The sequence below is a fragment of the Paraburkholderia terricola genome, from assembly GCF_003330825.1.
Classification (GTDB): Bacteria; Pseudomonadota; Gammaproteobacteria; order Burkholderiales; family Burkholderiaceae; genus Paraburkholderia; species Paraburkholderia terricola.
In genome coordinates, this window is record NZ_CP024941.1 from 1,764,958 (window position 1) to 1,789,615 (window position 24,658).

Genomic DNA, 24,658 nt, shown 5'->3' on the forward strand with positions numbered 1-24,658 from the left:
ATGAAACGACGCAGCTTTCTCTCGATGGCCGCAACCGCCGGCGCGTCGCTCTGGCTGCCGAGCGCATTCGGCGCGCAAATGGCCGCGCCGGACGCGTCGCCCTATCGCGGCTACGGCAACCTGTTGATTCTTGTCGAGCTGAAGGGCGGCAACGATGGTTTGAACACCGTGATTCCGTTCGCCGATTCCACTTACTATCAGCTGCGCAAGAACATCGGCATCAAACGCGAGCAGGCGATTCAACTCGACGAGCGCACCGCGCTGCACCCGTCGTTGCAACCGCTGATGCCGCTTTGGCAGAGCCGGCAACTGGCGATCGTGCAAGGCGTCAGCTATGCGCAGCCGAATCTCTCGCATTTCCGCTCGATCGAGATCTGGGACACCGCGTCGCGTTCCGACCAATATCTGCGCGAGGGCTGGCTCACGCGTGCATTCGCGCGGACGCCGGTGCCCGCGGGTTTTGCCGCCGACGGCGTGGTCATCGGCAGCGCCGAAATGGGGCCGCTCGCGAATGGCGCGCGCGCCATCGCGCTCGTCAATCCGGCGCAGTTCGTGAAGGCCTCGCGCCTCGCCACGCCGGTATCGCTGCATGAGCGCAATCCCGAACTGGCGCACATTCTCGAGGTCGAGAACGACATCGTGAAAGCCGCCGACCGCCTGCGTCCCACTCAAGGCCTGGCGTCCATGAAGACCGCGTTCCCAGGCGGCGCGTTCGGCAGTTCGATCAAAGCGGCGATGCAGGTGCTCGCCGCCGCGGGCGCCCCGAAGGAAGCCGCCTTTGGCCGCACGCAGCAAGGACAGCCCGGCAACGGGCAGGGCGTCGCGGTGATCCGCCTGACGCTCAACGGTTTCGATACGCATCAGAACCAGCCGGCTCAACAGGCGGCGCTGCTCAAACAACTCGCGGAGGGATTCGCTTCGATGAAGTCGGCGCTCGTCGAACTCGGCCGTTGGGACGATACGCTGGTGATGACCTATGCCGAGTTCGGCCGCCGTCCGCGCGAGAACCACAGCAACGGCACGGACCACGGCACCGTGGCGCCGCATTTCGTCACGGGCGGACGAGTGCGGGGCGGTCTATACGGTGTACCGCCGGAACTCGGGCGGCTCGACGGCAATGGCAATTTGCCGGTCGGCGTCGATTTTCGACAGCTTTACGCGACCGTGCTCGGGTCGTGGTGGGGGCTCGACGCGTCGGCGATTCTGCAGCAGCGTTTCGAGCCGCTGCCCTTGCTGCGCGTCTGACGATGACGGGCCGCGCTTCATCGGATTCAACCCGCGGCCGTTGCAAGGTTCAAGCTATCTGGCGCGCCACGCGATCCATAGCTTGCGAATCGGCGTCAGCGCGATACGTTGATGCAGCACGTGATAGCCGTCGCGTTCGATTTCATCCAGCAGCGCCAACGCGAGCGCCGCTTGCGCGAGCAGCGTGCGCTGCGAGCGGCGCTCGCCGGTGGGCACCGCGGCGAGTGCGGCATGCAACGCATCGCCGGCGCGCTTCGTCTGGAAGCGCATCAACCCGGTGAACGCGTCGGAATACTTTCGGTTGATCAGATCGGCGGCGGTGACGTTAAAGCGCTGCATTTCGTCGATCGGAATGTAGATGCGGCCGTGGCGTGCGTCATTGCCCGTTTCGACCACCAACTGCGCGAGCAGTAGCGCCTCGCCGAGCGGAGCCGACCACGTCGACGCATGCGCGGCGTCTTTCGCCGTGGCCCGCGCCACCAGCGACGCGAAGGTGCCGCCGACGCCTTGTACATAGCGTCGCAGGTTCGGGTAGTCGAGGTAGCGCGCCTGGTCGAGGTCCATTTCGAAACCGGCAAGCAGCGCCTGCAACGCGCGGGACTCGTTCTCCACGTCCGGCAGATAGGCCGCGAGCGCCTTGGACACCGGATGCGACGGCGCGCCCGAAGCCAGCGCGGCGATTTCGTTTTGCCACCATGCGAGCTTGGTGCGGCCGATGGCGGGATCGCTTACCTCTTTCACCGTTTCCTCGAACTCGCGGCGCAGCGCGAACAGCGCGGTCAAAAGCGGCTGGCTTGTGGCGGGCCCCTGCCGAAGCGCATAGTAAGTGCTCGATCCGGGCGGTGCCGCTTTTTGCTGGCAATATTCGTCGAAATTCACTGGATTGGAATGTGGGGAAGAGCGGGCGAAGGGGGAGGCGACTGGAGCACGGCGTGCGCGCGCCAAGCCAAAAATTGTAGCATCGGCGCCCTTCATGCGGACGGCCGGCCAGATGCAGACAAGCGCGAATCAATCGGTTAGAATCTCGCGCTTACGCTTTTGGGCGCGTGTTTTTATGCGCACAGAGCATGCAGGACATCGGGCAGGGCGCACAGCGGCTTGTCCGGCTGCGAGGGTGGCGAAATTGGTAGACGCACCAGGTTTAGGTCCTGACGCCCGCAAGGGTGTAGGGGTTCGAGTCCCCTCCCTCGCACCAGGTATGTGAAGCGGATGTAGCGGAGAACCCCGTCGAGTCTTTGGACCGGCGGGGTTTTTTGTTTTTATGTGCGCTTTGCGCGACGCTCAGACGCCCGGCGGCTGTGCTTGCGTGCCCGGCAACTCAGCCTGCGCCGCGCCTTCGAGAAAACGGCGCGTCGATTCGAACGCCTGCAGCATCGGCTCCGGCCACGGCGTTTGCAGCATGACCGCCTGATGGTTTTCGAACGCCGACGACAGTAGTTTCGCCAGTTCGGGCGAGCGCAAATGACGCAGCAGCACGCTCACGGCAATCGCCGTGGCCTGGCTCGCGCCCGCGGTCTGGAGTTCCGAAGCGGTGAGGGCGGCGACCTGTTTGTTGATGTCCACTGAAAACTTCCTTGGATGAAGATGGGAGATTGAAGGGCTCGGGGGCCGGTTCCGGAATTTTGACATGCCTGGCCGGTTGCCGCGAACGTGGCAGGTTCCCGTGCTTGCGGCGTTCGAGATGGTGGCGAGGGTTTTCCGGCTGCTCGATCCGGCGAGCGATAGATGGCTGGCTATCAAGTAAGCGCAGCTGCCGTACCGATCCGATGTCATGTCGAACGCGACGCTCACGCAAGCTTCGGTATCGATACTGTCAACAGCCTGCGCACCCGGCATAATGATCCGGGCGACGCGCTGCTTACGGCGGTCGCCGTCAAACTGTTTCTGTTCGAATTGTCGCCTCTGGCGGGGAGTCGAGCGGATCGTATCGTTTATCGGCATTGGCCTGACGTGGCTGCCGATCGGCTGTCTCTCGCCGATGCCGCCCAATGCCGTGGTTCTGGAAACCGAGCAATGAAGCGTGTTTTGATCCTGACGGGCTGGTGTCTTGCGATCGCGTGCGTGTACGCGCCCGCGCAAGCGAACGCGGCCGAGCATTTTGCGCGGCATTTCGCGCTCGATCTCGAAGAGGGCGCCGCGTATTACAGCGTGACCCTGCCGGCCGCCGTCTACGCGGCCAGCCAGCGCAATGATCTCGGCGACCTGCGCGTGCTCGACGGAGCGGGCGAATCCGTGCCGTATGCGCTCGACGCGCCGCGCGAGCCTGCCCGCAAACCGCCCGCGTTGCGTCCGGCGCGCTGGTTTCCGTTGCGGACAGCCGCTCGAGGCAGCACCGGCGCGCCGCTCGGCGTCACGATCGCGTCCGACGGCTCACTGCGCGCGACCGCGGCGCCGCCCGGCCGCGCGCAACACGACACGGACCTGATCGATGCCGGACACGCGCCTCGCACAGGGCGGGTCGACGCGTTGGTCGTGCGTGTGCGGGACGACAATTACCAGGGGCGCGTCACCGTCGAATCGAGCGAGGACTTGCGCAACTGGCAACCGGCCGGCGATGCGCAACTTCTCAAGGTCAGCTACAACGGCGGCACGCTGAGCCAGGACCGTATCGAACTGGACGGCGAGCATGCGCGCTATCTGCGTTTGCACTGGCTCGACGGCTCGCCTTACGTCGAATCGATCGACATCGAAGTGCAGGCGGCCGGCGCCGCCGAGGCGCGGCGCGCGGACGCGCAGCGCATGTGGCGCGAAGGCATCGTCGCCCACGCGGGCCCGAAAGCCGGCGAGTATTTCTTCGACACGGGCGGCCCTTATCCCATCGACCGTTTGCGCCTGAATCTGCCGCAGCCTAATACGGTGGCGCCGGTCGTCGTCTATTCGCGCGCGGGTTTGGGGTCGGCCTGGCGCCAGGTTTCCAGCGCGACGCTGTATCGCCTGCATAACGAGGCGGTCGAGCAAAGCAATCCGCCGTTGGAGCTGGCGTCCGACACGGATCGTCAATGGCGCGTGGTGGTCGATACGCGCGGCGGCGGCTTGGGTAGCGGCGCGTTGACGGTCGCCGCGGGCTGGCGTCCCGCGACGCTGACCTTCGCCGCGCGCGGGGGCGCGCCGTACACGCTGGCGGTGGGCAGCGCGGCGGAGGTGTCGTCGGCGGTGAGCACGGAAGCGCTGGGAATGGGCGCCTCCTCGGTTACCGCGACAGCGCGGGTGGGCAGCGCGTTGTCCGCTGAGCAACGCGATGCGCAATCCGCGGGCAGGCATCCAGAAGCGTCGCGCCGCTATTTGTTGTGGGCGGCGTTGTTGCTGGCTGTCGGGTCGCTCGGTGCGATTGCATGGCGGCTTGCGCGCGGAGCGCGGGCTCAGGCTCAGGTGGGCGCGGCAGCCGGTAGGGGCAGTGAAGCGGCGCCCGGCGGGTCCGGCGCGGCGAGCGTTGCGCCTGGCGAGCCGAGCGCGAGCGACGCCACCGGTCACCTTGACGGCAAGGCATGAGCGCACGCCCACGAATCAGGACGAAGAGTCGCGCGGACCGCGAAGTCGCCCGACTTCGGCGCGCGCAGTGCCAGGCGGTACGCGCGGCGTTGTGCACACCGCGCCACACCTAGAGGCGCGGTGTGCGCAACGGAAGATGAGCGCCTCGCACAGCAAATGGATCGCACAGTACGGATAGCGCATAACCATTACAGCATTGCGCTACCAGGAATCAGTGCGTGCGACCGGCACCGCGCGCTCACCCGTCGTTCGCCGTCATCGTATGGATGACCTTATCCAGCGCGTAACCGAATGCGATCTTTTCCTGCTCGTCGAGACAGTCGAACAGGTCGTCGTTCCATTTACGCGCGATCGGCATCACCTTCCGATACAGCGCACGCCCCTCCGCGGTCAACGACACCAGCACGACGCGGCCGTCGTCCGCGCTCGGCTCGCGCTTCACGAGCCCCTGCCTGATCAGCGCCTCGGCTGCGCGGCTCGCCTGACTTTTGTCGAGATTGGCGTGCCGCGCCAGTTCCATGATCGAAAACGGTCCAAACGAGCCCACCGACGCAATCACGCGCGCTTCCGGCAAAGTCACGCCGAGCTTCTGCTGGTAGCGCTCGCTGATGCCGCGCTCGGCGAGCTTGTTCAGCACATGCAGACGGTACGTGAGGAACTGTTCGAGCCCGGCTTTGGCGGTGTCCTTCATGGTCTTCCCGTAATGTGTGGCGCGAGTGCTTCGGCTGACGAGAGTCGTTCGATCAGAGTGCCTTGATCGTTGCGGCGACCGTGCCCGACGGCCACTGCGGACCGTACTCAGCGCGCGCCGTACTTCAGGCGCGTCAACTGTTCGGCTTCGTCGGCGAGCAAACGCGCCGCGTCGTTGATCGCGGCCTCGAGCGTGATGGGGCCGGGCGCCGGCGAGAAGCAGCCGCTGAAGTACTCGGCAAGCCGGGGCAGTGCCGCCGAGTCGACCGCGCCGGAGAGCAGCGTGGCCGGCACGCCCGCCGCCCTTGCATGACGGCAGGCGATGAAGGGCGCCTTGCCGTGCAGCGTCTGGACGTCGGAGCGGCCCTCGCCGGTGATCAGCCAGTTCGCGCCTTCAAGCGCTGCGTCCAGGCCGATTTGCCGCGCGACGGTTTCCGCGCCGGGCTCGAACCGCGCGCCGAGCATATGCAGCGCGAAGCCGAGGCCGCCGGCCGCGCCCGCGCCTGGCTGATCGCGCGCCGATCGCCCGAGCGCCCCTTCCAGCAGATCGGCAAAATGGGCGAGGGCGGCGTCGATCGGCGCAATCTGCTCCGGCTTCACGCCCTTTTGCGGACCGAACACAGCCGTCGCGCCGTGCGCACCGGTCAGCGGATTGTCCACGTCCGACATGGCCACGAACTCGGTGTCCGCGAGTCGTGCGTCCAGTTGCGAGACATCCAGGCGCGCGACGCGCGCCAACTGTTCGGGTGAGGCGTCGAGTTCCTTGTCCTGGGCGTCGAACAGTTTCAGGCCGAGGCCGGCTAGCAAGCCCGCGCCGCCGTCGTTCGTGCTGCTGCCGCCGAGCGCGACGAAAAAGCGCCGCACGCCCGCGTCCAGCAGCGTGCGAATCGCTTCGCCCATGCCGCGCGTGCTGCGCGCCTCGACCGGCACGCCCATGCCCACGGGATCGGTAATGCCGACGACCTCGGCCGTTTCGACGATCGCGCTGCCGTCAGTCAGCAGGCCGACAAGCGCTTCGCGCACCGGACCGGCCGCGCCACGCACGCTCAGCTTGCGGCGTTCGCCGCCGCTCGTGAGCATGGCGTCGAGCGTGCCTTCGCCGCCATCGGCCATCGGACAGATGCGCACGTCGGCGTCGAGACGCGCGCGCAGGATGCCTGACGCGATCGCTTGCGCGACCTGCTCCGCGCCAAGCGAGCCTTTGAAGGAATCGGGAGCGATGACGACGACAGGCGAGGACGGCGAATTCGGCATGGTGTCTCTGAATGGTTGGAATCGTTGCGAAGGCGGGGAACAGGCGGAAACCGGAGGTGAACCCCGAGTGCGTCCGTAAGCTTATCAGCATGGGCGCGCCGACTGAATATGTCGAAAGGCATAGGCGGAATCGCCGCGGCAAGCGGTTGTCATGGCGTCTGTCGGGCTTGTTTTCGCATGGCCGCGTGGTGCCGGCGGCAAGTTGGAGCCGAAATAAAAACTGGCTCGAAACAGCGTGGAAAGCGGCCCGAACACCGAGAAAAGGGCGCGCAATCATCGAATCCCGGTTGATCGCACAAATAGTTTGCTAAAATATTCGGCTCTTTGGACCCAACCGTGCTGCCGGCGGCCTGCAAGCCCGCGGCGCAGGCGCGCAATCGACGCGAAGCGACGTCGAAAAGCGGCACGGAGAAGATAACTGATTCGCTCGAATAATTTTAGGACGATTGAAGCCATGGCTAACGTTGTTGAAAACCTCGGCAAGCTCGAACGCCGCGTAACGATTTCCCTGCCGAAGGATGCCGTGCAGAAGGAAGTGGACTCGCGTATCCGTCAACTCGCGAAGAACGTGCGCATGCCGGGTTTTCGCCCGGGCAAGGTGCCGCTCAAGATGGTGACGCAACAGTACTCGGGCCAGGTGGAAGCCGAAGTGCTGAGCGACAAGGTCGGCAAGGAATTCTTCGACATCAGCCGCGCCGAGAACCTGCGTGTGGCCGGCCAGCCGAGCTTTGCGCCGAAGTCCGACGTCGCCGAAGGCGACTACGCGTTCGACGCGACCTTCGAGGTGTACCCGGAAGTGAAGCTGGGCGACGTCGCCACGGCTGAAATCGAGCGCACCACCACCACCATCAGCGAAGCGGAAATCGACCGCACGCTGGAAATCCTGCGCAAGCAGCGCGTGCATTTCCACGCTCGCGGCGAAGCCGGCGAGCATGGCGACGGCGGCGCGGATACGGCGGCCAAGGAAGGCGATCGCGTGACGGTCGACTTCGTCGGCAAGATCGACGGTGAAGTGTTCCAGGGCGGCAGCGCGGAAGACTTCGCGTTCGTGCTGGGCGAGGGCCGCATGCTGCCGGAATTCGAAAAGGCGGCGCTGGGCTTGACCGTCGGCGCATCGAACGAATTCGACCTGAAGTTCCCAGACGACTACCACGGCAAGGAAGTGGCGGGCAAAACGGCGCAATTCACGATCACGATGAAGAAGATCGAATGGCCGCATCTGCCGGAAATCGACGCGGACTTCGCGAAGTCGCTCGGTATTGAAGACGGCGATCTGACCAAGATGCGCGCGGAGATCAAGGACAATCTGGAGCGTGAAGCCAAGCGCCGCATGCAAGCGATCGTCAAGAACCAGGTGATGGACGCGCTGCTGAAGATTTCGGAACTCGAGGTGCCGAACGCGCTGATCGAACAGGATCAGGAACGCCTCGTCGCGATGGCGCGTCAGGATCTGGAGCAACGCGGCGTGCCGAACGCCAAAGATGCGCCGATCCCGGCTGCCATGTTCAAGGAGCAGGCGGAGCGCCGCGTCAAGCTGGGCCTCGTGCTGGCCGAACTGGTCAAGGCCAACGATCTGCAAGCCAAGCCGGAGCAGATTCGTGCCGAAGTGGACGAGTTCGCGAAAAGCTATGAAGACCCGAAGGAAGTCGTCCGCTGGTATTATTCCAACCAGCAACGTCTTGCCGAAATGGAAGCGTACGTCGTTGAAGCCAACGTCGTCGATTTCGTTCTCAGCAAGGCCAAGGTGACGGACAAGGAAGTGAGCTTCGAAGAACTGGCAAGCGCAACGGCGCAAGCGTAAGCGTCGCTGCAACGGCGTGCCGGCTGTCGGAGCGACGGCCCGCACGCCGTTTTTTCGTGCTGTGAACGTGCGTTGCGTCCTGCATGATGTCTGTACTGGCGTGCGCTTCGCCTTGCACTGACCGCATGCTTGAATACGGGCTGACTCACCACAACCTGCCTAGCATCCATAGTTAGAATATTTCCAGACAAGGATCCATTGCATGACCTTTCGCGCCCAAATGCTGGACACGTTGACCTCCCAGTCGTCCCGGGATCTCGAAGCGCAGGCGCTCGGACTGGTGCCGATCGTGGTGGAAACGAGCGGCCGGGGCGAGCGCTCGTATGACATCTATTCGCGTCTGCTCAAGGAACGCATCGTGTTTCTGGTCGGTGAAGTGAACGACCAGACGGCGAACCTTGTGGTTGCCCAAATGCTGTTTCTCGAAAGCGAGAATCCGGACAAGGACATCAGCTTCTACATCAACAGTCCGGGCGGCTCGGTTTCGGCCGGCATGGCGATTTACGATACGATGCAGTTCATCAAGCCGGACGTGTCTACGTTGTGCATGGGACTCGCGGCTAGCATGGGCGCGTTCCTGCTGGCGGCGGGTGCGAAGGGCAAGCGCTTCGCGCTGCCGAATTCGCGGGTGATGATTCACCAGCCGCTGGGCGGCGCGCGTGGTCAGGCGTCGGACATCGAAATCCAGGCGCGCGAAATTCTGTATTTGAAGGAGCGGCTGAATCATCTGCTCGCGCACCACACCGGCCAGCCGGTCGAGCGTATCGCGCGCGACACCGACCGTGACAATTTCATGTCCGGCGATGACGCGCAAGCTTACGGTCTGGTCGATCAGGTGGCGCATAAGCGTCCTTGAACCGGTGCGATTTTGCTCCGAAATGGGGCAAAATCGTCATCGGACCGGTTGTGAAATAATCAAGACTCGTCCGAGCGCCTGCGGCAAACGCCGTCATCTGGCTCATTAGCCCTGCCGCGCCCAACTGCGAGGCGGGGGCAAACGGCGTATCATGTAATCGAGTGTCCGGAGGCTCACACATCTATGGCGGACAAGAAAGGTTCTAACAGCGAGAAGCTGTTGTATTGCTCGTTCTGCGGCAAGAGCCAGCATGAAGTCAAAAAACTGATTGCAGGCCCGTCGGTGTTCATCTGCGATGAATGTATCGACCTGTGCAACGAAATCATCCGCGATGAAGCTGCAGGCGCCGGCATCGAAGCGGGCTTGTCCAAGTCCGATCTGCCGAGTCCGCAGGAAATCCGTGAAATCCTCGATCAGTACGTGATCGGTCAGGAGCGCGCGAAGAAGATCCTCGCGGTGGCGGTGTACAACCACTACAAGCGCCTCAAGCATCTCGACAAGAAGGATGAGATCGAGCTGTCCAAGAGCAACATCCTGCTGATCGGCCCGACCGGTTCCGGCAAGACCCTGCTCGCGCAGACGCTCGCGCGCCTTCTGAATGTCCCGTTCGTCATTGCCGATGCCACGACGCTGACGGAAGCCGGCTACGTCGGCGAAGACGTCGAGAACATCATCCAGAAGCTGCTGCAAAACTGCAATTACGAAGTGGACAAGGCTCAGCGTGGCATTGTCTACATCGACGAAATCGACAAGATCAGCCGCAAGTCGGACAACCCGTCCATCACCCGCGACGTTTCGGGCGAAGGCGTGCAGCAGGCTTTGCTCAAACTGGTCGAGGGCACGATGGCGTCGGTGCCGCCGCAGGGCGGACGTAAGCATCCGAATCAGGACTTCATCCAGGTCGACACCACCAACATTCTGTTTATTTGCGGTGGCGCATTTGACGGACTCGAGAAGGTCATCGTCGATCGTACCGAGAAGACCGGCATCGGCTTCGGCGCAAGCGTGAAGAGCAAGCAGGACCGTGACGCGGGCGAAGTGCTGCGCGAAGTGGAGCCGGAAGATCTGATCAAGTTCGGTCTGATTCCGGAGCTGATTGGCCGCCTGCCGGTGGTCGCCACGCTCGGCAAGCTCGATGAAACGGCGCTGATGAAAATTCTGGTCGAACCCAAGAACGCACTGGTGAAGCAGTATCACAAGCTGTTCAATATGGAGCGCGTCGAGCTGGAAATTCGTCCGGCCGCGTTGCAGGCTGTCGCGCGCAAAGCGATCCGTCGCAAAACGGGCGCGCGGGGTCTTCGCTCCATCCTGGAACAGGCGTTGCTTGACGTCATGTACGATCTACCGCAGATGAAAGGTGTTAGCAAGGTTATCATCGACGACAATGTTATTGACGGTGACGGCAAACCGCTGCTGATCTACGAAGACGCGCCAAAAGTGGCGGGTTCGAACTGATCGGCTTCGGGTTCTGCAAAAAGCCGTTCATGGCGACGTGAACGGCTTTTTCGTTTATCGTGTGGTCAGGATGCTAGTTTTCACTATGGAGTCACTGAACCTTCGGAGTCACTGAACTTTTCCCACACGCGGAGGCTTGCAATATTTTCTGCCGGCCTCACCTATCGAACGAACTGATTCCACTCATGGGGAAATGAAATGTCAGGAACCCAACTCCTTCCGCCGGAACGCATTACGCTCCCGCTGCTCCCGCTGCGTGACGTAGTCGTCTTCCCGCACATGGTGATTCCGCTCTTCGTAGGCCGCCCGAAGTCGATCAAGGCTCTCGAAGCAGCGATGGAAGGCGGCAAGCACATCATGCTCGTCGCCCAAAAAACGGCTGCGAAAGATGAGCCGACCGAAAAGGACATGTACGAAGTAGGGTGTGTTGCCAACATCCTCCAAATGCTCAAGCTGCCCGACGGCACCGTCAAGGTGCTGGTCGAGGGCTTGCAGCGCGCGAAGACGCTTTCCATCGAAGAACAGGAAACGCAGTTTTCGTGCGAAGTCATGCCGCTCGAACCCGACCACGCCGACAGCGCTGAAACCGAAGCGCTGCGCCGCGCGATCGTGTCGCAGTTCGACCAGTATGTGAAGCTGAACAAGAAAATCCCGCCCGAGATCCTGACGTCGCTGTCGGGTATCGACGAGGCGGGGCGTCTGGCCGACACCATCGCGGCGCATTTGCCGCTCAAGCTCGACCAGAAGCAGCACATCCTCGAAATGTTCCCGGTGATCGAGCGCCTCGAGCATCTGCTCGCGCAACTCGAAGCCGAGATCGACATCCTGCAGGTGGAAAAGCGCATCCGTGGGCGTGTGAAGCGCCAGATGGAAAAAAGCCAGCGCGAGTACTACCTGAATGAACAGGTCAAGGCGATCCAGAAGGAACTCGGCGAAGGCGAGGAAGGTGCGGATCTCGAGGAACTCGAGAAGCGCATCACGGCTGCTCGCATGCCGAAGGAAGCCAAGAAGAAGGCCGACGCCGAACTGAAGAAGCTCAAGCTGATGTCGCCGATGTCGGCTGAGGCGACCGTCGTGCGCAACTACATCGATACGCTGATCGGCTTGCCGTGGCGCAAGAAGAGCAAGGTCAACAATGACCTCTCGAATGCGGAGCGCGTGCTCGACGAAGACCACTTCGGTCTCGAGAAAGTGAAGGAACGCATTCTCGAGTATCTCGCGGTCCAGCAACGTGTCGACAAGGTGAAAGCGCCGATCCTGTGCCTCGTTGGGCCTCCGGGTGTCGGTAAGACGTCGCTGGGTCAGTCGATCGCTCGCGCCACGAATCGCAAGTTCGTGCGTATGGCGCTCGGCGGCGTGCGCGACGAAGCCGAGATTCGCGGTCACCGTCGCACGTACATCGGTTCGATGCCCGGCAAGATTTTGCAAAGCCTGACCAAGGTCGGCGTGCGCAATCCGCTCTTCCTGCTCGACGAAGTCGACAAGATGGGCCAGGATTTCCGCGGCGATCCGTCGTCGGCCTTGCTGGAAGTGCTCGATCCGGAACAGAACCACACGTTCGCCGATCACTACGTCGAAGTCGACTTCGATCTGTCGGACGTGATGTTCGTGGCGACATCGAACTCGCTGAACATTCCGCCGCCGTTGCTTGACCGGATGGAAGTGATCCGTCTGTCGGGTTACACGGAAGACGAGAAGGTCAGCATCGCGCAACGTTATCTTTTGCCCAAGCAGAAGAAGAACAACGGCCTCAAGGAAGGCGAGGTCGATGTAACGGAAACCGCGATCCGCGACATCATTCGTTACTACACGCGTGAAGCGGGCGTGCGTTCGCTCGAGCGTGAAATTTCGAAGATCTGCCGCAAGGTCGTGAAGATGCTTCTGCTGAAGAAGGCGGAAGGCGCGGTGAAGGTCGACGGCAGCAACCTCGACACTTTCCTCGGCGTGCGCAAGTACGACTTCGGTCTGGCCGCCAAGGAAAACCAGGTTGGCCAAGTCACGGGTCTCGCGTGGACGGAAGTGGGCGGCGATCTGCTGACCATCGAAGCCGCGGTGATGCCGGGCAAGGGCAATGTGATCCGCACGGGTTCGCTCGGCGACGTGATGAAGGAATCCGTCGAAGCCGCGCGCTCGGTGGTGCGCTCGCGCTCGCGTCGTCTGGGTGTCAAGGACGAGGCGTTCGAGAAGCGGGACATTCACATCCACGTGCCGGAAGGCGCGACGCCGAAGGACGGTCCGTCCGCCGGTATCGCGATGACAACCGCGCTGGTGTCGGTGTTGACCGGTATTCCGGTGCGCGCCAACGTCGCGATGACGGGCGAAATCACGTTGCGCGGCGAAGTCCTGCCAATCGGCGGCTTGAAGGAAAAACTGCTGGCGGCGCATCGCGGCGGCATCAAGCTGGTGCTGATTCCGGAAGAAAACGTCAAGGACTTGACTGAGATTCCGGACAACGTGAAGAACGCGATCGAGATCGTGCCGGTCCGCTGGATCGACAAGGTGCTCGAGTTGGCGCTCGAACGTGTGCCGGAGGCATTGCCGGAAGAAGAGGCGAAGCCCGCTACGCCGGTTGCGGCGGAGCCCGGCAAAGACGCCGGCGCGACGGAAGTCGTGAAGCACTAAGGCAAAAGCCAGCAGCGAAAGGCTGGTTGGTGGAGCAGAAACCCGCGGACTTGTCCGCGGGTTTTTTATTGCCCAAACAGGCTGCGGCTCGGCTCATGAACGCACGCTTTCCCATCTTTTGGGCAAACGATATGTTGCGCCTGCCGACGGTTGCGTATGCATCGGTCGAACGCAAAATCCGCTTATTCGGTGAGCTTCGAGAACCGCCCGGATCAGGCTCAACCCCGCTTGACACAAGGCTTTCGGCCAATTCTAATGAGTCCGCCCGGCGTTGCCCGCCGGCCCGCGTGATGTCAGGCGCTGTAGAGCGCCGTCACGATTGCCATGAACATTCTCGGGGGTTGGAATGAATAAAACGGAATTGATCGATCACATTGCACAGCAGGCCGATATTTCGAAGGCTGCGGCAGGCCGTGCGCTCGATGCGGTGATCGGTGGGGTCAAAGGTACGTTGAAGAAGGGCGGTTCAGTGACGTTGGTCGGTTTCGGCACCTTCGCGGTCGGTAAGCGTACGGCGCGCACAGGGCGCAATCCGCGCACCGGTGACGCCATCAAGATAAAGGCAGCCAAGGTTCCCAAATTTAGGCCTGGCAAAGCCCTGAAGGATGCGCTAAACTAGCGGGCTCGCTGCTTGAGGTTTTGTAAAATCAGGCAGCCTACGGAAGTAATGAATAGCGAAGCGGGTGCTTAGCTCAGTTGGTAGAGCGGCGCCCTTACAAGGCGTAGGTCGGGAGTTCGAGCCTCTCAGCACCCACCATACCGTTTCGCGATTCGCGCCGACCAAGTCGCGATCTATCCGCTGCAGTACTCTAAAACCCGCGTGGCTATTGGCTCCGCGGGTTTTTTGTCGTCGCTGGATCTCGCGATGGTCCGTTGAATGCCGGCGCGGACCACGCCGATAGCGGAGTCGATTCCCGTCACGATGAATGATCCCGATGATGATCGTTGCATCGACCATATCGAATACTTACGGCCGCGGGCTCGACGATATGCGATCAGATCCGGCATCAGCGGGTGTGACCGGGCGTCTCCAGTCCGCAGCATCGCGCGACGTATGCTACTGCAATACGCGTGGCAAACGCCATGCATCACGCCAATCTGGAAATGACGTGGCCGCACAATGAACAAAGACTCGTGTTCCTCGCTCGATTCGCTTCTGGCTGACGTGCGTGCCTGCCGGGCATGTGCGCCGCACCTGCCGCTCGGTCCTCGCCCGATCGTGCGAGCCGGGGCCGACGCGCGCATTCTGATCGTCGGACAGGCGCCGGGCGCGCGCGTGCACGCATCGGGCATTCCGTGGGATGACGCGAGCGGCGACCGCCTTCGAAACTGGCTCGGAATCGACGCCGCCACATTTCACGACGAGTCGCGCTTCGCGATCATTCCGATGGGATTCTGTTATCCGGGACGGGGCAACGGCGGTGACAAGCCGCCGCGTCGCGAGTGTGCGCAACTCTGGCTGGACAGTCTGCTGGGAAAACTGCCGGACATTCAATTGACCTTGCTCATCGGCCAGTATGCGCAACGGCATTTTCTCGGCGCCCGCCGCAAGGCTTCGCTGACTGAAACGGTCAGGGCATGGCGCGAATACGCGCCGGCCTTCGTTCCGCTACCGCACCCGTCGCCACGCAACCAGCCGTGGTTTCAACGGCATGCGTGGTTCGAAAGCGAAGTGCTTCCGATGTTGCACGAGAGGATCGCGCAACTCATACGAACATGATCTGAGACGAGCCGGGTAATCTGTATGGACACACCTATTCGAACGGAGCAAGGAATGCCGCATTCGAACCGCGAAGGGTTGAGGATTTTCATCAAGAGGGCGTATGAGGAGGCGACGCAGGATGATGGCTATCGCGTCCTCGTGGATCGGCTCTGGCCTCGCGGCCGCAGCAAGGAGAGATTGGCGCTCGACCAATGGGCGCGCGACATCGCGCCAAGCGCCGCCTTGTGCGAATGGTTCGGACACAAGCCGGAGCGATGGGAAGTCTTCCAGCAACGCTATCGGCACGAACTCGATGCTGAAGAACTTCGAGAACGCATGCGGTCGCTCCTGGCTGATGCGAAGGGACAACCCATTACGCTCGTGTACGGCGCGAAGGACGAGGAGCATAACCAGGCCATCGTGCTGCGAGACGTCCTCGCGCATTTCGCGGCGGAATCAAACCGCTAAACCTTTCGGATCCACCACGTACGCGCGGGCGGCACGCTTGCACGCAAGCTGTAGAAAAATTCTATATCTTCGTCCGCCTCGCGCTTCCACACGACAGCGGCGACGACGAGTAGAGCAGCAGCGTTGCCGGAACCGCCCTTCGCTGACATAAATCAAGGCTGTCCAGATTCCAGACCGGACAATCAGGCAACGATTGCCGCACATGCCGTATGTGCGGATATGTTCCCGTCAACAGGAATCGATATGCCACAACCTCCAGAGAGGGGAATGCTCCCGTGAACGCGCCGCTGCCCCATGCCGGCTCCGCCCTCGACATCGAGATCTCCGAAACGCTGATTCGCCGGTTTGACAATCTGGGTCCGCGTTACACGTCCTACCCGACGGCTGACCGGTTCACGAGCGATTTCGACGAACGGTCCTACCGAACGTACCTGGGCGAACGAGCCGAGGCCGCCAGCAATCCGCCGCTGTCGATCTACGTGCACCTGCCGTTTTGCGAGTCGCTGTGTTACTTCTGCGCCTGCAACAAGATCATCACCCGCGACCACGGCAGGGCGGCGGAATATCTGCGCTATCTCGGCCGGGAGATGGATCTGGTCGTGCCGCATCTGGGCCGCGACCGCCGCACGCAGCAATTGCATCTAGGTGGAGGTACACCGACGTTTTTCAGTCTCGCGGAACTCGCGCAGCTAATGGATATGCTGCGAGGCCATTTCGATTTCGCACCGGAGGCCGAACTCGGTGTGGAAATCGACCCCCGCACCGTGGATGGCGCCACGCTGTCCGCATTGGCCGCTCTGGGATTCAACCGCACGAGCTTCGGCGTGCAGGATTTCGATCCTGCGGTCCAGCAGGCGGTGAATCGCATCCAGCCGCTCGGCATGGTGGAGAAGGCGCTGGCCGCAAGCCGCGATGCGGGCTTCCAGTCGGTGAATGTCGATCTCATCTATGGCCTGCCGCGACAGTCGCTTGCGAGTTTCAATAGCACGCTCGACCACATCATTCGTTTGTCGCCGGACCGTATCGCGCTGTACAACTATGCGCACCTGCCACAACGGTTCAAGGCGCAACGGCTGATAGTCGATAGCGAGTTGCCCTCGGCGGAAGAGCGTTTGGGCATATTCGCCCTGTCCACGCGACGGCTCCTCGAGGCCGGATATGTTTACATCGGCCTCGATCATTTTGCAAAGCCGGAAGACGAACTGAGTCGCGCGCTACAAAACAAAAGCTTGCATCGCAATTTCCAGGGCTATACCACCAGGGCGGAATGCGATCTGATTGGTTTTGGCGTATCCGCTATCGGGAAGGTCGGCAGTTCCTACAGCCAGTCGACGCGCTCCCTGCAAACGTACTATCAGCATCTGGAAGAAGGGCGATTGCCCGTTGAAAAAGGACGAGCGCTGAGCGCCGACGATCTTCTGCGCCGGGAAGTCATCATGACGCTGATGTGCAGCATGCCGCTAGACTTCGACCGGATCAATCGGGTTCACGGAATCGATTTTGCCCAGTATTTTTCGCATGAACTGGCGAGGCTGCAACCCTACGAGGAAGCCGGACTGTTGAAAACGGATGCGCATGGAATCTCGGTTACGGCAAAAGGACGTCTGTTCGTGCGCGCCATTGGAATGGTGTTTGACCGGTATCTCGGCCAGCCGACCGCGTCATCCTATTCGAAGCTGATCTAGAGAACCAGCATCGAGCGACATTGTCAGGATCGATCTCCGTAGGGAGCCAAACCATCAAGATCAATGGAGTCCATACCGCGCCACCGCTTGCAGGATCGCTTGCCCATGTTCGGTCAAGTGAACGCGCCGCGTGTTCGGCGCGATCTGTTCGAACGTGGCGAGCCGGCGTTCGAGTAGTACTTCGAGGTCGGCGTGACTCAGGTCATGGTGATCGGTTGCGCTCCCGACCAGAATGAGCGCGGCAACTTCATGCGGACTGAGCATGGGCTTCTCCTCGAAGACAAGGAATCTCATTGAAGCCGAACGTGGCAGTGTTCGACCGCGCGCATCGGCACGCCGTCGACGAGCGCCACTGGAACCCGGCCGAAACCGGAATCATCGGCTTCAATAAACGTATATTCATAGTAGTTGTTTCGATCCGATGATCGACGTGCATTTTGTCGCATGCCAATGGCCGGAGGACGCATGTCAACCGGGCTTTCCATCCACACGTGGTGAAGTCAGATAAGGCACGTATTTGAGCAGGTAAACGACCAGCGCCGCGGCCCAGCACACGCCTGCTGCGTCGACCCACGCGGCGGTTGCACTATTGGCTAACCACGGCCCAAAGACACGCAGAAGGGCGGCCGCGATCATCAGCCAGTAGCTCGCGATCTCCGCGCGGCCCGCGACGAGCATGCGCCCTGTATGACCGAGCGCCGTGCGCGTGATCATCGCGATGATCGCGCATCCCATGGCCCCGACCGTTAGCGCATGAGTCGCAAGAGAGTGCGGCACGATGCCCATTGCCGCCAGGGCGAGCATCACGAGGCCGACGGGAATCCATGCATAGGCTGCGTGAAGAATCCAGAGAATCGGCCGTGAAAGGACCCGCCACGAATGCCAGCCCGCGATTCTCGCCGCGTGGACCGCGGCTGCGATTCCGGCGCTGGCGACAATCAACGCGGAGGGCGCGGCGAGGGCATCCGCGAGCAACGCCACGATGACGGTGGGCGTGGCGAGCATTTCAACGAACTTCCAGCGTTTCGCCGAGAATCCAGGCATCGCGTTCATCGTGAACATCGGAATCACGCGTCCGGCGATGACCGTCACGAACATGATCGCGAGTCCGGTTGCCGCATACGCGGCGCGCAACGCGAGGTCCGCGCGGCCGTGCCCCAGCCACCAGTGGAAAAGTCCATTCAGCAAGCCGAGCGCGGCCAGCGCCACGGGCAGAAACAGATTGCGGCGATTGCGGGCGACGAGCAGCACGCGCAGCAGCACGACGGCGGTAACAGGCAAGAAAGCGGTGTCGATTAGCGCGGCGAGCGGCTGCGGGCCGAACCACATCAGCACGCGGCCGCCGGCCCACAGCAGCCAAAGCCATCCGAGCGACGGCCCCCGCAGCGTATCGAGCGAGGTCCACGCGCGTACCGCCGTGAGCAGAAAGCCGACGACGATCGCGGCGACGAAGCCGAAGATCATTTCGTGGACATGCCACATCATCCCGTTCATCACGGTCGAGCGGCCCGCGACGGGATAGCCGTGCAGCGCGAGCAGCCACAGCACGACGGCGATGACGCCAAAGCCGGCGCCGCCCAGATAGAACGGCCGAAAGCCGAGCCGCAGAACCGGCAGAACGTCGGCATCGCGCGACGCATTCAATGAAGCGGGTTCACCGATCTTCATCATGCTTCTCCAAAGATAGACCTTGCGCACATCTTAAAGCGCGTTCCGTTCGGATTTCGTGTTCCCACGCTGAGATTGTTGACATGACTCAGGTGGACACGTCGAAGCGTCGTAGACGCTGATTTCCGCATGGCCCGGAGGCCGTCAGGAAGTGATGAGATCGCCGCGAATTCCCGAGGAACGCGCGCGTGTCTGCATGTCCCACACGCGCCGCGATCAGGCTGCCCGGGCGACCGCATAGGCTGCCGCTTGCACGCGCGAACTGAGCTTTAACTTTCGCAGGATGTGCTGCACATGGATCTTCACCGTCGCTTCGGCAATGTTCAGCGCTCGCGCGATTTCCTTATTGGTCTTGCCCCGCGTGATATAGCCAAGAATTTCGTCCTCGCGCGCGGACAGGCTATGAATCGGATCCTGCTCGGCCGATGCTTCATCCACCTTTGCTGCGCTTTGCAGCGACTGAAACGCGGTCACCAGCTTGCCGGTCATCTCGGGGCTGATCGCCGATCCGCCCGCCATCGTTCTGACGATCGCGGCGGCCATGCCGTCGCTGTCCACCGTCTTGAGCAGATAGCCGCGCGCGCCGCCGCGCAGCGCGGCAGCCAGATCGCGTTCGTCCTCGCTGACAGTCAGCATCAGCACCTGAGCCCGCGGCGCCGCTTCCCTCAATCCCGCGATTGCGTCCACGCCATTCACGCCCGGCAGATGATTGTCGAGAAGAATGACATCCGGTTGCGTCTCGGCGGCGCGTCGATAGGCTTCACCGGCATCGCCGGCCTGGGCCACCACGACGAATCGCGAATCGATCGTCAGCAGCGCAATCACGCCACGCCGGAAAAGCGAGTGGTCGTCGACCACGAGAACGCGAATCTGTTTATGTTCGGTCATGCTGCCAGTCTCCTGCGTTCGGGTAGCGTCAGCACGATGCAGGTGCCCGAGCCCGGCACCGACGCAATGTCGACGTCGGCGCCGATGCGCTCGGCCCGTTCATGCATGATGCGCAAGCCCACATGTGTTTCGTCCTGGGCGGTGGCCTCCGTCGCGAAGCCGCAGCCGTCGTCCCGGACTTCCACCCGCCACTGCGGCGTCTGCTGGACGTCCAGCCATACCTCGCGCGCGTGCGCATGCTTGCGCACGTTGGACAGCGCTTCCTGCACGACATGCAACACCTGCACTTGCACGTCGGCGGGCAACGGAACACCCGTACCTTCGATTGACAGATGCGTGATCAGCCCCGTCTGGTGCTCGAACTTTTTCAGGGTGGTTTGCAGCGCGGGAACGATGTCCTCGGCGTTGGTGCGGGTACGGAAGTGCATCAGCAATTCCCGCACGTCGGAGAGGCTTTCGTGAATGCCGGCCTCGAGCTCACCGATCGTGCGTTCCGTGCGCGATGCGTCGGCGTCCTTGAGCGCGCCGCGCAGCAGGGCGGTCTGGATTTTCATGAAGGCGAGGCTTTGCGCGATGGAGTCGTGCATTTCCCGCGCGAGCAGGCTTCGCTCCGCGGCGACGGCGGCTTCACGTTCGAGCGCGCCGGCCCTGAGCCCTTCGATCGCGACAGCGAGATGGCTCGCCATCGTCTCCAGCAACGTGCGGTCTTCGCCACTGAGCGCGGTGGGGGCGCGGTAGAACAGATCCATCTCGCCGATCATGCGGTCCTGCAGTTGCACGGGAACGCTGATGACGGTCGTGAAGCCCGCTTGTCCGCAGTCGCGCAGCAGTCCCGCACCGTCCAGCCGGATCGGGATCACGCGCGTGTCCGCGTGGGCCACGGCCTGGCCGCAATGGCAATCGCCCGTCGGAATACAGTGTTCGCGGTCGATCACGTGACGGGGCAGGCCGTCCGACGCCACCAGCAGATAGCGCAGGTTCGCTTCGTCGGACCAGCGAATCGCCGATGCATCCGCCTTCGCGGCGTGTCTCACCTGCCTCGCGAAACCATCGGCCAGTTCATCGAGCGTCGAAGCGTGCGCCGCGAACGCGCTCGCTTCGTACAGCGCGGTCAATCGCGCATGCTGTGCGGCGAGCCGCACCGTCTTCTCTTCGACCTTGACTTCGAGATTCTGGTAGAGCTCCTGCAAGGTTTCCGTCATCTGGTTGAAGCCTTCCGAGACGGCGCCGAACTCGTCGCTCGACTCCACCGCGATCCGCGCCGACAGATCGCCTTCGCGCACGCGCGTGAGGCCGGATCTGAGCCGCTCAAGCGGATTGAAGACGAACAGATACGCCGAGTAGAGCAGCGTTACCGCACTGGCGATGGTCAGGCCGACCATGAGAACCTGCAGCAGGTTCAGGATGGTGGTCAGATAGGCGAGGCGCACTTCGATCGCGGAGACGAGCACGTCGATGTGTCCGACAAAGGCCTCGGCCTGCTTCGCGGCCTGCTTCGCGGCCTCGCTCGGGTCCGGCGCGGGCGAGGCGGTCCATGCCGCCCGTACTATTTGCCAGGTGCGCTGCACGTCGGCGAAGGCGGCCGTCGAGCCCGCATCGCGCGGCACGAGCAAGGGCCGCGATGGATCGCCGTCGCGCAACAGGGCGACGCTTTGCTCGAACTGGTCGACCTGCGTCTTCGCCAACAGCGTGTCGCCACGCGCAAGCGTCTGCGCGAGCCGCCACGTTTGCATGCGCATGCGTCCCGCTTCGTTGACGGCGGCCGCGCCGCCCTCCAGTTGCCAGCTTGCCCAGAGCGTGTAGCCGATGGAAGCGAACGCCACCAGCAGCAGCGTGCCGCCGATGATGCCGAGCTTGGCGGCGAGTGTCCGGAATCTGCTCATGTGGGTTCCTGGATCGCTCCAGACGGTTGAAACGGGCTCGCCCAGCGCCCGAAAGCTTAGGCGATATAGTCACCGGCGGTGCACCTGAAAGAACTGATCCAGATCAATTCGAAGCGTGTTCCACGGTTCCGGCATGGCGAGACGTCGCGCCGCCTTCGTCGATGCTTTTGCGAAACCCCGCGCCGGGCGATGCGCGGAGAACCGGAAAGGAAATCACGACTACCAGCGCCCCAGCAAACCGAGCGGATCGTGCGTGAGCGCAATCGACGCGATCAGCAGGTACAGGCTGATCGCGCCTCCGTAGAAGGCGCCGCGCACGACCATCGTGTGTCCGCGCTTGACGGCGAGCGAACCGGCCACGATGTATAGCAGGAGCAGCAGAAGCTTCGCGCCGAGCCACACGTCGCGCGCGGGGTTCAGGCGCAGCATGAGCCACAGCGTGACGCCGGCGGCCAGCAACAGCGAGTCGATGACATAGCTGAGGATTCGCCAGTGACTGCGCATCGGCCAGCCCCGGCCCGTCAGCACGGCCGCGCCGCGCACCGCGAAAAACGCGCCGCTGCAACCCACCAGCGAGACATGGCTGAATTTAAGCAGCGGATAGAAGTCGATCAACGGCATGCCGCTCCTCCGGCGAAATGCAGAGCCGGCACAACCGCCATAACCGCGACAGTCCGACGAATACTGAAAAGACTACTGGACGAGGGGCGTGGCCGCGGCATCGAGGTCCACGCCCGCGATAGCGGCCCGGCCCGCGAGCACGCTGACGTACTGGCGCAGCGCCGTGGCGAAGGTCTGCTGGCGCAGCGCCTGCGCGACCGCCTCGCGCACCGCCTCGAAGGCGGGCACGGCGCCGGCGTCCCGCTCCATGACCTCGACCACGTGCAGGCCGAAGCGGCTGTGCACGAGTTGCGGCAATACGCCGATGTCCGGTCGGCCGAACAGTGCTTTGGCGAGCTCGGGCGCGCATTCGTCGGCGCGCAGCCATCCGAGGTCTCCGCCCGCGCCGCCGCTCGGACAGTTCGACAGATCCCGCGCCACGCGGGCGAAGCGGTCGTCGGCTGCCGCATCGTCGCAGCGCAGATCCAGCAGGCACGCTTCGGCGCGCTTGCGCAGCGCGCCGATATCGACGCCGGGCGTGACGGCGAACAACACATGACGCGCACGCACCCGCTCGCCGACGGCGTAGCGGTTTCGATGCGCGGCATGGTAGCGGCGGCAGGCGTCCCCGGTCGGTTCAGGCAATTGCAATGCGCGCTCCAGCAAGGCGTCGATCGCCTCGGAGGCGGCGACGCTGATGGCGCCGTCGGTGGGCAGCGGGTCGTCCGCGGCGAGCAGACCTGCCTCGATGGCGGACTGGCGCAGCAGTTCGATGCACGCACGCTGGCGTAAATCCTCGGCGGACAGCATGTCGCCACCGCCATGCAGCGCAATCCCATTGACGGTTGCGACGGCGGACAGATTCTCTTGCATGTTTCGATCCTCCTGCGAGTCAGATTCGGCGACGCGGCTGTTGATGACCGGCCGGCACGTTCAGGCGCCGCGAGCGCACCAGTTGATAAGGGCGCACCAGGTACGCGACCGATGCGAAGCCGCTCCACACATGGACCAGCCGGCTGAACGGGAACAGCAGGAAGATCGTCATGCCGAGCACGATATGCACCTTGAACGGCCACTCGACCGCGAGCAGGCCGCTTGCGTCGGGGCGGAACGTCACGATGCGCTGCGCCCAGTCGGCGAGCGCCAGCATGGTATGCGCATCGCCCCGGTCGGCGAACGAGTAGGGCAGCGTGAGCAGGCCGAGGCAGAGTTGCACCCAGAGAATCACGAGAATCGCCAGATCGGTCCGCCGGCTCGTGAGACGGATGCGCGGATCGAAGATGCGCCGGTGCAGCAGCACGCTCAGACCGGCGAAGCAGATGAGGCCGGCCGTCCCGCCCGAAATGATCGCCAGCAGTTGCTTGTGCTGCGCGCTGATGAACGGCTCGTAGAGGAAATGCGGCGTCAGCAGGCCCACCGTGTGCCCGAACAGCAGGAACAGGATGCCGATGTGAAACAGGTTGCTTCCCCAGCGCAATTGGCCCGCGCGCAGAAGCTGCGACGAATCGCTCTTCCACGTGTACTGATCGCGGTCGAAGCGCGCGAGACTGCCCAGCAGGAACACGGCGAGGCAAATGTACGGATAGACGCTGAAGAAGAAGGTGTGCGCGGCGATATTCATGTGGACGCTCCATGCGCGGATTGACCGGGTTGACCGGGTTGACCATGTTCCGGCTGGCGTGGCGTTCTGACGATACGCACGGGTTGCGATTCGCCGGGACTGCGTTGCCCCTCGGATGAACAGCCGCCAAAGGCGGCGGGCTCGCTCCACGTCTCATCGAGCAAGGGCTCGGCGGCCACCTCGACGAGCTTCGTCGGTTCGCCGGCCAGATCGAGCAGCGCGGCCAGCACGCAGGCGTAGGCGCTCTCGCGCCTCGTCAACGCGCTGAAGATGCTGCGCAGGATGTGCGCGATCTCCCGCAGAAAATCGGCGGCCGCTAGCGGCGGTTGCGTCGACGCGTATTCCAGCACCACGGTCAGGTGGTCCGGCAGTTCGCCGGAGGCGAGATAGAGTCCCGCTTCCTCATAGGTCTTGAGCAGATCGATCATCGCCGGGCCGCGGTCGCGCGAATCGCCGTGAACGTGCTCGAACAGGTGCAGCGCGGTGCCGCGTCCCCGATCGAAGAGGTCGACGTAGGCGGCCTCGGCGTCGAAGCCCGTGGCGTGCAGAAGCTGATCGATCAACGCATCGAGTTCGGCGAGCCGCGCGGCACTCAGCGTGCGCTGTCCGTGCAAGGCCGCGCGCAGGTCGGGTAGATGTTCACGCAGCGCCGCGTCGGGATAGTCGAGCAGATGCGCGAGCACGCGTAGCGTCGTGGCATGCGCGGCGGAATGAAGGGCTTGAGTGGACAT

Annotated in this window: 22 protein-coding genes and 2 tRNA genes; 12 read left to right on the top strand and 12 right to left on the bottom strand. The window is 63.0% G+C overall.

From position 1 onward, the window contains the following. Positions 1 to 1,245 (top strand): DUF1501 domain-containing protein, encoded by a 1,245-nt coding sequence (locus CUJ90_RS08010; RefSeq protein WP_114162363.1) that lies wholly within the window; start codon positions 1 to 3, stop codon positions 1,243 to 1,245. 54 nt (positions 1,246 to 1,299) lie between these two features. Here CUJ90_RS08010 and CUJ90_RS08015 read toward each other — a convergent pair whose 3' ends face one another. Beyond that, positions 1,300 to 2,124, bottom strand: coding sequence for a squalene/phytoene synthase family protein (locus tag CUJ90_RS08015; RefSeq protein WP_114162364.1), 825 nt, complete (start codon positions 2,122 to 2,124; stop codon positions 1,300 to 1,302). A 229-nt stretch (positions 2,125 to 2,353) separates the two neighbouring features. On the opposite strand from CUJ90_RS08015, the gene CUJ90_RS08020 reads away from it, so the two are divergent. After that, positions 2,354 to 2,440: transfer RNA gene (locus CUJ90_RS08020), tRNA-Leu, on the top strand. An 86-nt stretch (positions 2,441 to 2,526) separates the two neighbouring features. On the opposite strand, the gene CUJ90_RS08025 is transcribed toward CUJ90_RS08020, so the two are convergent. Then, positions 2,527 to 2,808 (bottom strand): hypothetical protein, encoded by a 282-nt coding sequence (locus CUJ90_RS08025; RefSeq protein WP_083083635.1) that lies wholly within the window; start codon positions 2,806 to 2,808, stop codon positions 2,527 to 2,529. Positions 2,809 to 3,258: 450 nt separating this feature from the next. Here CUJ90_RS08025 and CUJ90_RS08030 point away from each other — a divergent pair, with 450 nt between their 5' ends. Continuing rightward, positions 3,259 to 4,734 carry a DUF3999 domain-containing protein gene (locus CUJ90_RS08030; RefSeq protein WP_114162365.1) on the top strand — a complete coding sequence of 492 codons (1,476 nt, stop codon included), beginning with the start codon at positions 3,259 to 3,261 and terminating at the stop codon, positions 4,732 to 4,734. A 238-nt stretch (positions 4,735 to 4,972) separates the two neighbouring features. On the opposite strand, the gene CUJ90_RS08035 is transcribed toward CUJ90_RS08030, so the two are convergent. Both CUJ90_RS08035 and CUJ90_RS08040 read right to left on the bottom strand, forming a co-directional pair. Then, entirely contained in the window at positions 4,973 to 5,425 is a 453-nt protein-coding gene (locus CUJ90_RS08035; protein WP_083083637.1) for a MarR family winged helix-turn-helix transcriptional regulator, read from the bottom strand. A gap of 107 nt (positions 5,426 to 5,532) precedes the next feature. After that, a complete protein-coding gene (locus tag CUJ90_RS08040; protein WP_114162366.1) occupies positions 5,533 to 6,678 on the bottom strand; it encodes a glycerate kinase in 1,146 nt (381 codons plus the stop codon). Positions 6,679 to 7,132: 454 nt separating this feature from the next. Between CUJ90_RS08040 and tig the strand changes: the two genes are divergently transcribed. From tig to hemN, 9 genes are all read left to right on the top strand, one after another. Next, positions 7,133 to 8,479 (top strand): trigger factor, encoded by a 1,347-nt coding sequence (tig, locus tag CUJ90_RS08045; protein ID WP_083083639.1) that lies wholly within the window; start codon positions 7,133 to 7,135, stop codon positions 8,477 to 8,479. Between the two features lie 202 nt (positions 8,480 to 8,681). Beyond that, positions 8,682 to 9,335, top strand: a complete 654-nt coding sequence (gene clpP / locus CUJ90_RS08050) for an ATP-dependent Clp endopeptidase proteolytic subunit ClpP (RefSeq protein ID WP_007182010.1) — start codon at positions 8,682 to 8,684, stop codon at positions 9,333 to 9,335. A 183-nt stretch (positions 9,336 to 9,518) separates the two neighbouring features. Next, positions 9,519 to 10,790, top strand: a complete 1,272-nt coding sequence (gene clpX / locus CUJ90_RS08055; protein ID WP_020065906.1) for an ATP-dependent Clp protease ATP-binding subunit ClpX — start codon at positions 9,519 to 9,521, stop codon at positions 10,788 to 10,790. A 198-nt stretch (positions 10,791 to 10,988) separates the two neighbouring features. Beyond that, positions 10,989 to 13,412, top strand: a complete 2,424-nt coding sequence (gene lon / locus CUJ90_RS08060; protein ID WP_073426734.1) for an endopeptidase La — start codon at positions 10,989 to 10,991, stop codon at positions 13,410 to 13,412. 346 nt (positions 13,413 to 13,758) lie between these two features. Further along, positions 13,759 to 14,031: an HU family DNA-binding protein gene (locus CUJ90_RS08065; RefSeq protein WP_027796408.1), complete on the top strand. Its 273-nt coding sequence runs from the start codon at positions 13,759 to 13,761 to the stop codon at positions 14,029 to 14,031. Positions 14,032 to 14,093: 62 nt separating this feature from the next. Beyond that, a tRNA-Val gene (locus tag CUJ90_RS08070) sits at positions 14,094 to 14,169 on the top strand. Positions 14,170 to 14,532: 363 nt separating this feature from the next. Next, positions 14,533 to 15,132 (top strand): uracil-DNA glycosylase family protein, encoded by a 600-nt coding sequence (locus tag CUJ90_RS08075; RefSeq protein ID WP_114162367.1) that lies wholly within the window; start codon positions 14,533 to 14,535, stop codon positions 15,130 to 15,132. A gap of 54 nt (positions 15,133 to 15,186) precedes the next feature. Further along, positions 15,187 to 15,582, top strand: coding sequence for a DUF488 domain-containing protein (locus CUJ90_RS08080; RefSeq protein ID WP_114162368.1), 396 nt, complete (start codon positions 15,187 to 15,189; stop codon positions 15,580 to 15,582). 275 nt (positions 15,583 to 15,857) lie between these two features. Continuing rightward, on the top strand, positions 15,858 to 17,267 hold the full coding sequence (gene hemN, locus CUJ90_RS08085) for an oxygen-independent coproporphyrinogen III oxidase (protein WP_244219991.1): 1,410 nt from the start codon (positions 15,858 to 15,860) through the stop codon (positions 17,265 to 17,267). Between the two features lie 60 nt (positions 17,268 to 17,327). On the opposite strand, the gene CUJ90_RS08090 is transcribed toward hemN, so the two are convergent. The 8 genes from CUJ90_RS08090 to narJ form a co-directional block, all read right to left on the bottom strand. Continuing rightward, on the bottom strand, positions 17,328 to 17,531 hold the full coding sequence (locus CUJ90_RS08090; RefSeq protein ID WP_114162370.1) for a hypothetical protein: 204 nt from the start codon (positions 17,529 to 17,531) through the stop codon (positions 17,328 to 17,330). 204 nt (positions 17,532 to 17,735) lie between these two features. Next, positions 17,736 to 18,935, bottom strand: a complete 1,200-nt coding sequence (locus CUJ90_RS08095; RefSeq protein WP_114162371.1) for an NnrS family protein — start codon at positions 18,933 to 18,935, stop codon at positions 17,736 to 17,738. 216 nt (positions 18,936 to 19,151) lie between these two features. Beyond that, the gene (locus tag CUJ90_RS08100) at positions 19,152 to 19,823 is read right to left on the bottom strand and encodes a response regulator (protein WP_114162372.1); all 672 of its coding nucleotides are present in this window, start codon (positions 19,821 to 19,823) and stop codon (positions 19,152 to 19,154) included. Beyond that, positions 19,820 to 21,706: a type IV pili methyl-accepting chemotaxis transducer N-terminal domain-containing protein gene (locus CUJ90_RS08105; protein ID WP_114162373.1), complete on the bottom strand. Its 1,887-nt coding sequence runs from the start codon at positions 21,704 to 21,706 to the stop codon at positions 19,820 to 19,822. Before CUJ90_RS08105 ends, CUJ90_RS08100 begins: the two co-directional genes overlap by 4 nt. Before the next feature lie 219 nt (positions 21,707 to 21,925). After that, a complete protein-coding gene (locus tag CUJ90_RS08110) occupies positions 21,926 to 22,327 on the bottom strand; it encodes a SirB2 family protein (RefSeq protein WP_114162374.1) in 402 nt (133 codons plus the stop codon). A 72-nt stretch (positions 22,328 to 22,399) separates the two neighbouring features. After that, positions 22,400 to 23,179, bottom strand: coding sequence for a peptidylprolyl isomerase (locus CUJ90_RS08115; protein ID WP_114162375.1), 780 nt, complete (start codon positions 23,177 to 23,179; stop codon positions 22,400 to 22,402). 19 nt (positions 23,180 to 23,198) lie between these two features. Continuing rightward, positions 23,199 to 23,927, bottom strand: coding sequence for a respiratory nitrate reductase subunit gamma (gene narI, locus CUJ90_RS08120; RefSeq protein ID WP_114162376.1), 729 nt, complete (start codon positions 23,925 to 23,927; stop codon positions 23,199 to 23,201). After that, on the bottom strand, positions 23,924 to 24,658 hold the full coding sequence (gene narJ / locus CUJ90_RS08125) for a nitrate reductase molybdenum cofactor assembly chaperone (RefSeq protein WP_114162377.1): 735 nt from the start codon (positions 24,656 to 24,658) through the stop codon (positions 23,924 to 23,926). The genes narI and narJ overlap by 4 nt, the downstream gene beginning before the upstream one ends.

Coding starts and splice junctions, on each gene's coding strand:
- CUJ90_RS08100 (WP_114162372.1), bottom strand. CDS start 19,823: ATGACCGAACATAAACAGATTCGCGTTCTCGTGGTCGACGACCACTCG.
- CUJ90_RS08080 (WP_114162368.1), top strand. CDS start 15,187: ATGCCGCATTCGAACCGCGAAGGGTTGAGGATTTTCATCAAGAGGGCG.
- clpP (WP_007182010.1), top strand. CDS start 8,682: ATGACCTTTCGCGCCCAAATGCTGGACACGTTGACCTCCCAGTCGTCC.
- CUJ90_RS08115 (WP_114162375.1), bottom strand. CDS start 23,179: ATGCAAGAGAATCTGTCCGCCGTCGCAACCGTCAATGGGATTGCGCTG.
- CUJ90_RS08030 (WP_114162365.1), top strand. CDS start 3,259: ATGAAGCGTGTTTTGATCCTGACGGGCTGGTGTCTTGCGATCGCGTGC.
- CUJ90_RS08040 (WP_114162366.1), bottom strand. CDS start 6,678: ATGCCGAATTCGCCGTCCTCGCCTGTCGTCGTCATCGCTCCCGATTCC.
- tig (WP_083083639.1), top strand. CDS start 7,133: ATGGCTAACGTTGTTGAAAACCTCGGCAAGCTCGAACGCCGCGTAACG.
- CUJ90_RS08105 (WP_114162373.1), bottom strand. CDS start 21,706: ATGAGCAGATTCCGGACACTCGCCGCCAAGCTCGGCATCATCGGCGGC.
- narI (WP_114162376.1), bottom strand. CDS start 23,927: ATGAATATCGCCGCGCACACCTTCTTCTTCAGCGTCTATCCGTACATT.
- CUJ90_RS08095 (WP_114162371.1), bottom strand. CDS start 18,935: ATGAAGATCGGTGAACCCGCTTCATTGAATGCGTCGCGCGATGCCGAC.
- CUJ90_RS08090 (WP_114162370.1), bottom strand. CDS start 17,531: ATGCTCAGTCCGCATGAAGTTGCCGCGCTCATTCTGGTCGGGAGCGCA.
- CUJ90_RS08065 (WP_027796408.1), top strand. CDS start 13,759: ATGAATAAAACGGAATTGATCGATCACATTGCACAGCAGGCCGATATT.
- CUJ90_RS08110 (WP_114162374.1), bottom strand. CDS start 22,327: ATGCCGTTGATCGACTTCTATCCGCTGCTTAAATTCAGCCATGTCTCG.
- clpX (WP_020065906.1), top strand. CDS start 9,519: ATGGCGGACAAGAAAGGTTCTAACAGCGAGAAGCTGTTGTATTGCTCG.
- lon (WP_073426734.1), top strand. CDS start 10,989: ATGTCAGGAACCCAACTCCTTCCGCCGGAACGCATTACGCTCCCGCTG.
- CUJ90_RS08075 (WP_114162367.1), top strand. CDS start 14,533: ATGAACAAAGACTCGTGTTCCTCGCTCGATTCGCTTCTGGCTGACGTG.
- CUJ90_RS08010 (WP_114162363.1), top strand. CDS start 1: ATGAAACGACGCAGCTTTCTCTCGATGGCCGCAACCGCCGGCGCGTCG.
- CUJ90_RS08035 (WP_083083637.1), bottom strand. CDS start 5,425: ATGAAGGACACCGCCAAAGCCGGGCTCGAACAGTTCCTCACGTACCGT.
- narJ (WP_114162377.1), bottom strand. CDS start 24,658: ATGTCCACTCAAGCCCTTCATTCCGCCGCGCATGCCACGACGCTACGC.